The organism is Butyrivibrio sp. MB2005 (genome assembly GCF_000424285.1).
GTDB lineage: Bacteria > Bacillota > Clostridia > Lachnospirales > Lachnospiraceae > Butyrivibrio.
In genome coordinates this window covers 116,254-128,713 of record NZ_AUJP01000009.1, presented here as the reverse complement: position 1 = coordinate 128,713, position 12,460 = coordinate 116,254, and the positions used below count along the sequence as shown (strand labels likewise).

Here is a 12,460-nt window from a genome sequence, read left to right as displayed (position 1 = left end):
AAGAGAGAAGAATACCCGAAGGAGGAGATTATGAAGAACGAAAAGGTATTAAAAATCACATACGCAGGACTCATGGCTGCGCTTTGCTATGTGGGATATGCCATTTTTCCTGCGATTAACGCATCAGGCACAAAGGTTCATGTAGGTAATGCTTTTGTTGTACTCGGCGCATTACTTCTGGGCGGCTTATACGGCGGACTTGCCGGGGCTGTAGGACTGTCAGTTGCTGATATACTCGGTGGTTTTGCAGCCTCCGCGCCCAGGACGTTCATCTGCAAGCTGGTTATCGGACTTGTGGTAGGCCTTGTAGCACATAAGATTGCACATATTTCTGAAGAAAAGAAGAAATCCTATGTATTTAAGTGGTCAATAATTGCAGCAATAGCAGGACTTGGCTTCAACTGTGTATTTGAGCCCGCTCTTAAGTATGTATGGTACACACTTCTTACACCCAACGCTGAGAAGGCTGCATCTGCAATAAGCGCACTTGTAGCCATCACTACTTATGCTACTATCATAAATGCAGTAATTAACTCAGTAATCGCAGTTGTGCTTTACAATGCACTTCGTCCTGCTCTCAATAAAGCAGACATACTTCCCGTTGCAGCACCCAAACAGGTAAAAAAGGCAGGCTGAAAACGGAAAAGCAGTGCTAATAAAATTATCTTTTTAATTTCATAGGAAATTCCTATGAAATTAAAAGTGCTCCGCAGGATGCGCAGCTCGCGGAGATGAAGGATATTGCTTCGCAATACCGCTCGCGCGCGAGGATTTCGCAAGCGAAATCCTATTTTACACCTTAAATCTATACACTCTGCATTCGTAGGGTCTGTATAACTCTCCTGCATGGCCGCGGTAATTACACAGTATAAGCTCACCCTTTTTACCTTCGTATTCCGTGGGAATCCGCACGGTTAACGTCAAACTGGTAAATGAGCATATGATTAAATATCGGATGTTTTTATATGCGCGCTCGTACACATAGATGAATTTATCCTTGGGATAATACTCTTTATAGCTGCCATATAGCAGTGCTTTTGAGTGCTTTCTAAGGTCAAGGCATTTCCTGTAGAAATTCAGAATGCTCAGCTTATCATTTTCTTCAGCGGCCACATTCACCATTTTATAGTTGGGATTTACGTAAAACCAGGGCCGAACCTTGGAAAAACCGGCGTATTTATGGTCGTTCCACTGCATGGGCGTCCTGGCAGAATCTCTGCTGGATAGATGAATACGGTGCATGCGCTTAGAGGTCTTTTCCTTCAGGTGATAGGTATGATAGTTGGTTTTAGAGGAAACATCCACGTACTGATGGATAGATCTAAGACGTATATTTGTCATGCCGATTTCCTGACCCTGATAGATAAAGGGTGTTCCTCGCTGGAATAGGAAGCTTGCTGCCAGCATGGTTCCGCTTTCTCTCCAGTATTTTTCACTGCCATATCTGCTGATAATCCTGGGATGGTCGTGATTTTCCAGGTAAAGAGAGTTCCAGGCTTTTCCTGCAAGGGCGTATTGCCACTTTGAAAAGGCCTTTTTCAGCTTAACCAGGGAAAAAGGACGGTGCACGTATTCGGTATATACACAGTCCGCCATCATGTGATCGAAGGATATCATCATATCCAGGGATTTTGTGGGGCCTGTAAGGTATTTCAGGGCAGAATTCACCGTGGTCATGGGCCCTTCACCGATCTGGAAACAGTCGTATTCATTGCAAACCTTGCGGAACTGCGCCATATATTCGTGAATATGAGGGCCATCCTTGTAGTGGGGCATACCGTTTACTGCAGGGATAAAGGGCAGGCCGTTGGGAAGCCCCTCTTTTTTGGAGATAAAGTTGATGACGTCTTCTCTGAAACCGTCCACACCCATATCAAGCCAGAAGCGCATTATGGATTCAACTTCCTCACGCACCTTTGGGTTATCCATGTTAAGATCCGGCTGCTTTTTAGCAAAAATATGCAGATAGTACTGACCACGCTGCTCGTCATATTCCCAAGCTTTTCCCTCGAAAAGACTATCCCAGTTATTTGGCTCATCGCGCCAGATATAATAATCGCTATAGGGGTTATCTTTGCCCTTTCTGCTCTCCTTAAACCATGGATGTTCGTCAGAGGTGTGGTTTACCACAAGATCCATGATAATCTTAAGGCCCAGAGAATGGGCTTTTTCGAGAACCTTTTTGAACTGATCCAGGGTTCCGAAATCAGGATGAATATCCTTGTAATCTGAAATATCGTAGCCGTAGTCGGCATTGGGGGATGGATAAACCGGTGAAAACCAGATTCCATCCACTCCAAGTGATTTTACGTATTCAAGCTTGTCATAAACTCCATACAGATCACCGATACCATCGCCGTTTCCATCAGCGAAGCTTCGAACCCAGATCTGATAGAAGCTCATTTGCTTATACCAGTCTTTTTTATATCTTTCAGTTTCTCCCATTTAAGCTACCTCCGAATTTAGTCTCCGCAACACACAAAACAGGCATAAAGCGGGCAAATATCATTCTTCGCTATCTTTTTTAGAGAAAAAATCCTCGATATTGTCTCTCATTTCTTCGATGTTTTCTTTGATGCCATCTCTCAGATCATCCATGTTGTCCTTGAAATCTTCGATATTTCCCTTGAGCTCGCCCTTGAAATCTTCGAAGTTCTCCTTCATGCCGCCGTAGATGTTTCTGGGGATGTCAAAAACATGCTCTGTGCCGTTTACAATAAGAGAAGCGGACTCCAGGAAGTAATCAGAGCCATGCTTCTTGCGGCGGGTAATTGTACCGTTTGCCACAAGTTCGCGAATCTCGCCGTAGCGTTCGTATGCAGCTTTTACGCTGTCATCCCAGGAAATATAGATTTCATCCATGGCATGAGTTCCTGCATCACGAAGATAGGGCAGATCTTTAGCTGTTCTTATAAGGAGTTCAGCCATGGATTTGGCGGTTTCGTCAATAAGGAAGCCATTTCTGCCATCAGTTATGCCCTCTGCAGCGCAGGAGCCCTTTATCAGTACACTGGCAAGACCACAGGCCGCTGCTTCGCGGACTACGATGCCGTTGGTGTCATATACGGAAGGGAAAAGGAAAAGATCAGCTCTTGTATTGAAGGCTCTGAGCTTTTCTCTGTCGTGCACGGGACCTGTGAAGATGATTTTTCCTGTGTTGTCGGAATCGCCGTCTTCATGGGTAAGATTCCCCTCTGCATCGTAAATATCAAGAGCAATGCCATGCATTCTGGCTTTTTGCTGCATTTCTTCCACATCAGCTCCGCCGCCCACAAAAAGCATGCGATAGTCGATACCCTTGGCGGACAGGTCAGAAAGAGCGTCAATAATTATGGGAAGACCCTTATATTTCATCATTCTTCCTACAAAAAGATAAACCGGGATATCATCGGGAAGACCGTAAGTTTTGCTGATCTCATCCACGGCGGCCTTCTCAACTCGGCCCTTAGCAAAGTCCACACCGTTGGAAACAACCCTGTAATCCCCTTCATAGCCAAGAGAACGAAGATTTTGACCTGCACCTTCAGAAACAACCCAAACCTCGTCACAGGCCGAAATATTGCTTACCATAGCCTTGATGGTCTCTGTTTTCAAAAAGCCTTCGCCCACAGCCCTTGCAATATCCACATCAAATTTAGTGTGATATGTGAAAACAATGGGAGCTCCGGTCTCATTTTGCAGAATTCTCGCCATTATGGTTGAAGAAGCGGGGCAGTGAGTGTGGATGATATCAGGCGCAAATTCAGCCATCTGATTAATCTCACGCATAGCTAAGGGGTTACCTGCTCTGTAGCCTGCCACAAGATCAGTGGTATCAAGACTTTTATAAGGGATTACCTTATAGGGATAGCCTTCATAATTGGCATTGGGATACTTAGGAGTCCCCACTATTACATTTGCTCCGTGATTTTCCGTAAGAAGTTTGCCGTAGTTCATTACTACGTTAGCCACGCCATCGATAACGGGCGGAAACGAATCGTTCAAAAGACAGATGTCCATAAATATATCTCCCCTAACTCATAGCATTTGCGTACCGGAGACGCACAAAAATCGAAATCGCGTTTAATTCCTTAGCTATTATAAATCAATATTAGAATTAAGTTCAAATCTATGATAGTTTTGGTAAAATATAACGTACAAGGATGCATTCATGATCCCAAACCTGCCGTTTATCTTAAGGAGGGTCTATAAATGACATATTTTACCTGCCTTTTTCTGGATACTGAAAAAGATATCATAGTCAGCCTGTATAAGGAGCTTGATAAGGTATTCTACGTGCTCTCGACGCCCAATCACCACACAGGAAATCTCATACGGAATCTGGCCCGAATATGCGATCTTCCCCTTTCTCAAAACAGAGAAGGAATGCTGGAGATACGCGGAGAAGTGCCTTGTTATGTGGATTCATACAATAACGAGAGTTATATATTTAGGCTTGGCGATGTGGAAATAGCTAATATCGACAAGGATGGAAATGTGCTTATGAAGGCGGCCATACCGGCTATCGCAAAGACCCTTATGAGCCAGACAAAGGACTATCAGCTTGGGCTTCCTAAGACCATTTTCAAGACCAGAGTTCGCAAGGAATATAAATTTAATTCAGATCTCCACACCCACATGAACGGAAATTTACCGGGAGATATCCTTATAGCCCTTGGAATCTATCACCAGATCAGATATCCCCTGTATTATGTGAAAAAACTTGAACTTAAACTCACTGAGGCCCAGTGGGATAAGCTTGAAAGGCAGAGAGCCAAGGTTGCAAGGCAGTTCGTGTCATCGGATCTTAAAGGAAAATACCTGGATCGAAGGATTAACGATAATACCTTCATAAATTTTGCAGATCTGATCCTTAATAATCTAGATAACGCTGAAATGAATATCGTAAAAATCAGAGGGTCTCTTGCTGTAATAAAGGATGGACAGGCCGTATTTACCAATCTTGAGAAGGTTTACCTTTACAGATATGTTTTCACAAAGGGAACTGAGAGCGAAGATAAGATTCCGTTAAATACTGCTTATCTGATTCCTGATGAGGATGTAAAAAAGGCCCTTATGCAGATGCTTCGTGACAGAGAAAATCCGGATTACTGCAACAACACAATTTTCCAGGATAAGCTACTGTGGATAGCAAGAAATTATAAGCGACAGGGCGTTTGCTACGCCGAAATAAGCGACACAACTCTTGTAAAAAAATACGAATCTCTTGAGATGCTAAAGCAGGTACATGCAGTAATGCCAAGCATTTATGGAGAAACAGGTGTTATGATAAGGTTCCTTGCAGCCATGCGAAGGATTCCTCTTACCATCGTCAAGGACGCCATCACTCCGGCCAATTATCTTGAGCAGAATCTTGAGGTTTTAAGGGCTACAGCTCTGGATCCTTATGTGGCCGGCTGCGATTTTGTAGGCGAAGAGATAAATGACATAATCACCCTGAAGCCTGTTTTCAAAGAGCTGGTGAAGATTGCTGCTGCGGATCCATCCTTCGTAATAAGGGTTCACGCAGGAGAAAATGACAGCCTGAAGGACAATATTTCCCATAGCATAGCCTGTGTGAAAGATTGTCTTGCACCGGGACAGGCCATGCCTAAGATGCGTCTTGGTCACGGCTTATATACCTACAGCCCCAGATCGAAAAAGGGCCGCGAAGTGCTAAAACAACTAAAAGAGAATAATATTGTGCTGGAATTCCAGCTTACCAGTAATGTGCGCCTAAATAATCTAAATTCCTTGGACAAGCACCCTCTAAAAGCATACCTGAAGCAGGGAATAAGGTGCGTTCAGGGAACCGACGGAGCAGCGCTTTACGGAACAGATTCTGTAGATGAGCAGCTGTCTCTTGCTAAGATGCTGGAGTTGTCTGAAAACGACCTAAGGCTCATGAAGGAAGCTGAGACCGGTATTATCGAGGAAGGTCAGAAGGCATACTCAGATAAAAAAGCAGCTTTTCTCTCTCTTGTAGGAAAGAGGGACATGGAAGATGTGCTTCTGGAGAAGATGAAGACCGTAAAAATTGGCAAAGGGCTTTCCGGCGGCGTAAAAAGACTTGATGCCAACACTGAGCTTAAGGGCCAGATAAAGGAGATTACATGGGACAGAGTGCCGGTAGTTCTCCTTGGAGGAAGCTTTAATACCGAAAAGAGAGCAACCAGAGTTACTCCCGAGGGAGAAAAACAGCTGGATATGCTTATGAAATACTTAAATCCCGATGAAGTCTGCTTTGTAATAGGTCACAAGCTCTCAGGTTATGAAAAATATCTTGTAGAGCACAACAAAAAAGGATTCAGGATTTACGCTGTGGTACCTGCTCTTATCACCAAGCAGGAAGCGGTTAAGCTTAAGGAAGCGGGAGTTTATATAAGGGTTTCCACAGAAGCTGAAGGAATGGGTATTTATAAGAGCTTCAACTACGAGATATTTGAGAGGCGTCCTTCCATGGTTGTTGCCTTTGACGGAAACAGCGCGGCTGCCAATCTTATTCAGGAAGCCAAGAACGGAAAGGGGCAGTCTGCGATTCTTATTTTCAGTAAGTCCAAGACCCTGCTGCAAAAAGCAACTTCTCTCCACGGATATGTGTACTTTTTCGATGGGGACGCCCCTATAACGCAGAAAATAAAGGAACTTAGTGATAAAACCCTCAAAAAATCGTAAAAAAATCGCTCCGCGAGTAAACTCGCGGAGCGTATTCTTTGTTTTTATTCAGCTGTGATATCAGCACCGAAATACTTGATTGAGATTTCGGAAAGCTTTCCTTCTTCTCTCAGTGCCTTAATGGCGTCATTGATTGCAGCGCGGAGAGAATCGTTGTCTGTGCCCTTTGCAAGGGGAACAGCATACATTGTAACCTCGGGATCTACTGCAGCAACCTTAAGATCTGTAGTACCTGTGGTGTTGAAATAGTCCTGAGCAGAAGTGTTAGCGTTGATTGTAGCATCAACAGTGCCGTTTTGAACAAGGGTCATGGTCTCGCCGAGAGTATCAACGTTTTTAACTGTAGCGCCGTACTGAATGCCCATAGCTTCGTAGGTTGATCCTGCGGAATTAGCTGTTGTAAGGCCGTTTAAGTCCTCAAAGGAGCTGATGCTGTCATTAGAAGCAAGAGTAACAACTACTGCGTGGTCGTAAGCGTAGGGATCTGTGAAATCATAAGTGTTTTTGCGGTCGTCTGTAACGTCAACGCCGTTTGCCATCATATCAAAGGTACCTGTGGAAACGCCTGTAAGGCCTCCGTCAAACGCAACCTCCTGGAACTCTGCTTCAATGCCGAGCTTTTCAGCGATCGCAGCAGCTACCTCTACATCAAAGCCCACAAGCTCATCAGTGTTTTCATCATGATAGGTGAAAGGTGCCCATACACCTTCGGTAGCAATTGTTATTTTACCTGCAGACTTGATTCTTGCAAGGTGATCGTTGCTCTTTGAGCCGCAGCCTGCGATGGTTCCTGCGACAAGAACGCCTGTTAACAGTAAAGACAATAATTTTTTCATAGTGTTCCTCCATTCTGTAAAGAGTATTTTGTATTAGGAATTCGTAAGTCTCAGGAATTCCTTTGTTCTGGGCTGTTTAGGATCATTGAAAAAGGTCTTTGCATCTCCTTCTTCCACTATAACACCATCAGCCATAAAAACCACTTTTGTAGATACATCTCTGGCAAAACCAAGCTCGTGAGTTACTACGATCATGGTCATTCCATCATCTGCCAGTTTTTTCATAACTTCCAGAACCTCTGCGGTAAGCTGGGGATCAAGAGCGGAAGTGGGCTCATCAAAATATAATATGGCGGGATCAGTGGCAAGAGCTCTCGCTATGGCAACTCTTTGCTGCTGACCGCCTGAAAGCTGGCTGGGATACATGTTTATCTGTTCCAGCATGCCGACTTTTTGCAACATGTCTCTTGCCTTGGCTTCTGCCTGCGCCATGGGAATGTGTCTTGCTGAAGTCAGTCCAAGGGTTACGTTGTGCAGAACTGTTTTATTGGCAAAGAGATTGTAATTTTGAAAAACAAAGCCGGTTCTCTTACGAACATCCGAGATCTCGGCATGACTTATTTTGGAAAAAGGATAGGTTTTGCCGTCGAAAGTAAGCTCTCCCTCATCAGCGTTTTCCAAAAAGTTGATACAGCGAAGAAGGGTAGTCTTTCCGGAACCTGACGGGCCAAGGACAGATACCACATCACCTTTTTCAACTTCAATATTTATGCCCTTCAGAACTTCGTTCGTCCCAAAGGCTTTGTGTATATTGTTAACCTTAAGTAAAGACATATTTTTCCTCGATTATTTTCTTACGCCGTAGCTTCCAAGTCGCACCTCGCCTCTCTTTTGCAGATAGGTGAGAACCGTACAAAACATCAGATAAACAATTGCAACTTCGATATAAAGCGGCAGGTAATTATAGGACTGTCCGGCGATCTGTTTGGTTCTGGTGAACATCTCTACAACTGTGATACTGGATGCCAGGGATGTGTCCTTAACCATGCTGATAAGTGCGTTAAACAGCGAAGGGAAAGCCGTTCTGAAGGCCTGTGGCAGGATAATATGCCACATAATCTGCATGTAGTTCATACCTACGCAGTAGCCGGCTTCGAGCTGCCCTGCGGGAACCGCTTCCATAGCGGCACGCATGGTCTCAGCACTGTAGGCACCTTCATTTATGGTGAATACAATAACAGCCATTATGAATGGATTTGAATGTATTCCAAGGAGCGGAAGTCCGTAAAAAGCCACCATTAGCTGAACCAAAAGAGGCGTTCCTCGTATTATCCAAATGTAAAATCTGCAGATCTGTCGCAGAACCGGTACATTAGCGTACTGAACCATTGCGACAAATACTGACAGTATAGTTGATAAAATGAATGCTGCGGTTGCCAGCGGCAGTGTGACCTTCAGTCCGTAAACAAGTATTTTCGGAAAAGAGTCAATAAGCAGCGATAATGTATTCTGATCAAACATAATATTTCCAATTCCGGCAAAAAATTTTGCACAATTTCTTCATAAAAAATATATTAATCCCTAACTGTATTAAGAAGTCAATACCTTTTTTGAAAAGCGAGCGTTAATGCGCTTTTCTGATGATTTCATCCTTGTATTTTTTGGGAGATACTCCGTATTCCTTCACGAAAGCCCGGTAGAAGGTGGAATAATCCGAAAAACCGTAGGATGATGCCACAACGGATATATCCTGGCCGCTTAAAATGGCGTCTCTGCACATTTCCAGCCGCTTCTTTGTTATGTATTTATGTAGCGGCAGGCCGTTTGTCTCGGTAAAAACATGAGAGATGTGGAATTTACTTATGTACAGCTTTTCAGCGATTATATCCAGCGACAGATTTTCATCGATATGGGTCTCTATATAATGGATGATGCTCTGGTAAAGAGAATCTGATTCTGCCTCAGTATTTCCGGGATTCTGAGCCTCATATACCATGCGGTTTATGGATATCATGAAATCGCTGACGGATATAAGAATCTTAGCGCTTTTAGCAAATCTGTCAGAGTGAATCTCATCAATCAGAGAAAAAAGCTTGCCCTGAAGGGTATTGAATTCGATTTCTGTGAATTTGTGGGTAAAAAAGGTGTTTTTCAGCGCCAGATCAGGGAGATATCTGTAATCCTCGGAAATTCCAATAAGGGAACTAAGGAAGCTCTCGCTTATCCAGAACACAAAGCGTCTGTAGGGATGGTTGCTGTCAAGGAGAGTTGCGTGATGCGGGACTCCGGGAGGGATTATGACCATTGTCCCCGGGCGCAGTGAAAAAGATGCATCACCTATATGCATGGTAATATTGCCCTCCAGAAAAAAGTAGAACTCATAGTAGTCGTGGGCATGATGTTCTACGTCGGGAATAACGCTATCACTGTAGTAATAGACTTCAAAATCCCTGGAAAGCATATATTGTCTTGTACTGAACTTGGTTTTCAGATCTTTTTTCATAGAAAAAATGTAGCACAAAGCCGCAAGATTTACAATGCGCCATCACGTGGCGCTAATTCTCATGAGAAAGCCCTGCAGAAGATGCGTTTTGTAACCTGTAATCCCTGGGGCTGCAGCCATAGACTCTGCGGAAGAGCCTGTGGAAAAAGCTGGTGTTGTCGTAGCCTACAGACACAGCGATGTCCGAAATAGGAGCTGCGGAGCGACTTAGAAGATTGCAGGCACGCTCTAAGCGCTTTTGCTGCAGCAATGCTTTGAAGGTCTCTCCGGTCTCTTTTTTGATGATACGGCTTACCGTGTAAACATCTGCGCCTTCCGCCTTTGCGAAATCCTGCAGGGATGCCGTTTTGTAGGAAGTATCTATGTAGGAGAGCACCTTGAGGGTTATCTCCTGCTCAAAGGAATTCGAAGGCACGTGGATAAGCTCTGCGTGATTTGTCAGATTCAAGAAAAGCAGTCCCACTGTGGCCTGATTTATTGTACGGCTGTTTTTATCTGCATTCAGCATGTTCCAGATTAGGTTTTCCATGAGATTTTGCACGGGAACAACGTCTGACACGCTAAAATACAGGAAATTGCTCTGCATATCCTTCCTTGTAAGGCAGCTTACGATGAATTCTCGTAGTGCGCTGGGCTTAGCCCCCATCATTGGAAGAACCACATCGAAAAACTCAGGCAGGATCATGAAATTCACGGCTATATCCTTTTCTCCTGCGGGAAAAATCTCCTGAGTAGCGTGCTGATTAAGGAAAAGCAGGTCCCCTTCCTTAAGGGTTATCTCCTGACCGTCCACTATATGCCTGGTAGAGCCGCTGCACATATAGATAAATTCCACATAGTTATGGGTATGTTTGGGAAAATGAATAAAGCGCACATGGGGGCGCATATCTATAAGACGTCCGTTTTTAAGGACTCTTGCTGAGTCAATTTCATCTGCATCTTTGGACGTTTCTGCGCTGTAATAAAGGGCGCGGTTTATCACCTTTTCACCATTTAAAATGGACTGTTCTTCCTCAGTTATTGTGCTGAGTTTTTGGAGTAAATCCTTGTTCATAGGGGCTTCCTTTCTGCTCTATTACATAAAAATAACATGTTATTTTACACGCTGCAAGAAAGGACGCTTTTTTATTCTTTTTTCGACCTTAAATAAATGGGCGCCATCATTTAATATTAAAATCAGCGAAGAAAATGAGCATAAAACACAGGCAGATGACGCATATAACCCGTGTTTTAGCCAAAATAGAAATTATATAGAGAAGGGAAGGTTACAAAATGACAGTAAAAGAAAGATATGAAGCAGCAAAAGAGCGCTATTCAAAGCTTGGCGTAGATGTAGATAAGGCAATAGACGAGCTCTCAAAGATAAGTCTCTCAATGCACTGCTGGCAGGGAGATGACGTAGTTGGTTTTGACCAGAAGGGACCCCTTAGCGGCGGAATTCAGACAACAGGCAATTACCCCTACAAAGCTACAACACCCGAGCAGCTCATGCAGGATATAGATGAGGTATTTTCTCTTATTCCCGGCAAGCACAAGCTCAATCTTCATGCAAGCTATGCAGTATTCGAAGGTGACGAGTGGGTAGACAGAGATAAATTAGAGCCTAAGCACTTTAAGGCATGGGTTGATTTTGCTAAAAAGCACGGCATCGGTCTTGATTTCAATCCTACAATGTTTTCACATCCCAAGGCTGATGATGCAACTCTTTCATCAGAGGACGAGAGCATCAGAAAGTTCTGGATCGATCACTGCATCGCATGCCTTAAGATTTCAGAGTATTTTGCCACAGAGACAGGTGTTCCCTGCATGATGAACATCTGGATCCCCGATGGATTTAAGGATGTTATCCCCGACAGAATCTCTCCCAGAAAGAGACTTAAGGACTCACTTGATCAGATCCTCGCTACACCCTATGACAGGAGCAAGGTTTACGTAGCTGTTGAGTCCAAGGTATTTGGAATCGGTCTGGAGTCAGTAACCGTAGGCTCTCAGGAGTTCTATCTCAGCTACGCTGCCAAGAACAACATCATGTGCCTCATCGACTCCGGACATTTCCATCCCACTGAGAACGTTGCAGATAAGCTTTCATCCATGCTTCTTTTCAACGACAAGATGGCTCTTCATGTTACAAGACCTGTTCGCTGGGATTCAGACCACGTTGTAATTTACAATGATGATGCAAAAGAGATCGCTCAGGAGATCGTTAAAAACGGTCCCGACCGCTTCTTCATCGGAATGGATTACTTTGATGCCAGCATAAACCGCGTATCCGCTTGGACAAACGGCATGAGAAACTTCTTAAAGGCACTTCTGAACGCTGAGCTTCAGCCCAATGAAAAGCTTTGCAAGCTTCAGAATGACCGCAACTTCACAGAGCTTATGTCCCTTCAGGAGCGCATCAAGATGATGCCCGTAGGTGATGTATGGGATTACTACTGCGAGAAGCAGGGCGTTCCCACAGAAGATGAGTGGTTCGACGTATGTAAAAAGTACGAAGACGAGGTTCTCAGCAAGAGAGCATAAGACA

10 protein-coding genes are annotated in these 12,460 nt (G+C 44.1%); 3 read left to right on the top strand and 7 right to left on the bottom strand.

The genetic code is table 11. From position 1 onward, the window contains the following. The first annotated feature begins 30 nt into the window (after positions 1-30). Positions 31-636, top strand: a complete 606-nt coding sequence (locus tag G610_RS0105245) for an ECF transporter S component (protein WP_026523945.1) — start codon at positions 31-33, stop codon at positions 634-636. A 156-nt stretch (positions 637-792) separates the two neighbouring features. Here G610_RS0105245 and G610_RS0105240 read toward each other — a convergent pair whose 3' ends face one another. Beyond that, entirely contained in the window at positions 793-2,445 is a 1,653-nt protein-coding gene (locus tag G610_RS0105240; protein WP_026523944.1) for an alpha-glucosidase, read from the bottom strand. Positions 2,446-2,505: 60 nt separating this feature from the next. Then, positions 2,506-3,999 (bottom strand): glycosyltransferase, encoded by a 1,494-nt coding sequence (locus G610_RS19820; protein ID WP_051197672.1) that lies wholly within the window; start codon positions 3,997-3,999, stop codon positions 2,506-2,508. Between the two features lie 192 nt (positions 4,000-4,191). On the opposite strand from G610_RS19820, the gene G610_RS19815 reads away from it, so the two are divergent. Further along, positions 4,192-6,654: an adenosine deaminase gene (locus tag G610_RS19815; protein ID WP_035797005.1), complete on the top strand. Its 2,463-nt coding sequence runs from the start codon at positions 4,192-4,194 to the stop codon at positions 6,652-6,654. A 44-nt stretch (positions 6,655-6,698) separates the two neighbouring features. On the opposite strand, the gene G610_RS0105225 is transcribed toward G610_RS19815, so the two are convergent. The 5 genes from G610_RS0105225 to G610_RS19810 all read right to left on the bottom strand — a co-directional run bounded on the left by G610_RS0105225 (position 6,699) and on the right by G610_RS19810 (position 10,987). Continuing rightward, entirely contained in the window at positions 6,699-7,490 is a 792-nt protein-coding gene (locus G610_RS0105225; RefSeq protein WP_026523943.1) for a transporter substrate-binding domain-containing protein, read from the bottom strand. Positions 7,491-7,523: 33 nt separating this feature from the next. After that, positions 7,524-8,264 (bottom strand): amino acid ABC transporter ATP-binding protein, encoded by a 741-nt coding sequence (locus G610_RS0105220; RefSeq protein ID WP_026523942.1) that lies wholly within the window; start codon positions 8,262-8,264, stop codon positions 7,524-7,526. A gap of 12 nt (positions 8,265-8,276) precedes the next feature. Continuing rightward, positions 8,277-8,951: an amino acid ABC transporter permease gene (locus G610_RS0105215; protein WP_035797003.1), complete on the bottom strand. Its 675-nt coding sequence runs from the start codon at positions 8,949-8,951 to the stop codon at positions 8,277-8,279. 103 nt (positions 8,952-9,054) lie between these two features. After that, positions 9,055-9,933 carry a helix-turn-helix transcriptional regulator gene (locus G610_RS0105210; RefSeq protein WP_026523940.1) on the bottom strand — a complete coding sequence of 293 codons (879 nt, stop codon included), beginning with the start codon at positions 9,931-9,933 and terminating at the stop codon, positions 9,055-9,057. A gap of 52 nt (positions 9,934-9,985) precedes the next feature. Continuing rightward, complete coding sequence (locus G610_RS19810; protein WP_035797001.1) at positions 9,986-10,987, bottom strand: AraC family transcriptional regulator; 1,002 nt, start codon at positions 10,985-10,987, stop codon at positions 9,986-9,988. Positions 10,988-11,205: 218 nt separating this feature from the next. On the opposite strand from G610_RS19810, the gene G610_RS0105195 reads away from it, so the two are divergent. Further along, the gene (locus G610_RS0105195; protein WP_026523938.1) at positions 11,206-12,456 is read left to right on the top strand and encodes an L-rhamnose isomerase; all 1,251 of its coding nucleotides are present in this window, start codon (positions 11,206-11,208) and stop codon (positions 12,454-12,456) included. Positions 12,457-12,460: the final 4 nt, after the last annotated feature.

Excerpts from the sequence above, each read along its gene's own strand:
- G610_RS0105245 (WP_026523945.1), top strand. The coding sequence starts at position 31 with ATGAAGAACGAAAAGGTATTAAAAATCACATACGCAGGACTCATGGCT.
- G610_RS0105240 (WP_026523944.1), bottom strand. The coding sequence starts at position 2,445 with ATGGGAGAAACTGAAAGATATAAAAAAGACTGGTATAAGCAAATGAGC.
- G610_RS19820 (WP_051197672.1), bottom strand. The coding sequence starts at position 3,999 with ATGGACATCTGTCTTTTGAACGATTCGTTTCCGCCCGTTATCGATGGC.
- G610_RS19815 (WP_035797005.1), top strand. The coding sequence starts at position 4,192 with ATGACATATTTTACCTGCCTTTTTCTGGATACTGAAAAAGATATCATA.
- G610_RS0105225 (WP_026523943.1), bottom strand. The coding sequence starts at position 7,490 with ATGAAAAAATTATTGTCTTTACTGTTAACAGGCGTTCTTGTCGCAGGA.
- G610_RS0105220 (WP_026523942.1), bottom strand. The coding sequence starts at position 8,264 with ATGTCTTTACTTAAGGTTAACAATATACACAAAGCCTTTGGGACGAAC.
- G610_RS0105215 (WP_035797003.1), bottom strand. The coding sequence starts at position 8,951 with ATGTTTGATCAGAATACATTATCGCTGCTTATTGACTCTTTTCCGAAA.
- G610_RS0105210 (WP_026523940.1), bottom strand. The coding sequence starts at position 9,933 with ATGAAAAAAGATCTGAAAACCAAGTTCAGTACAAGACAATATATGCTT.
- G610_RS19810 (WP_035797001.1), bottom strand. The coding sequence starts at position 10,987 with ATGAACAAGGATTTACTCCAAAAACTCAGCACAATAACTGAGGAAGAA.
- G610_RS0105195 (WP_026523938.1), top strand. The coding sequence starts at position 11,206 with ATGACAGTAAAAGAAAGATATGAAGCAGCAAAAGAGCGCTATTCAAAG.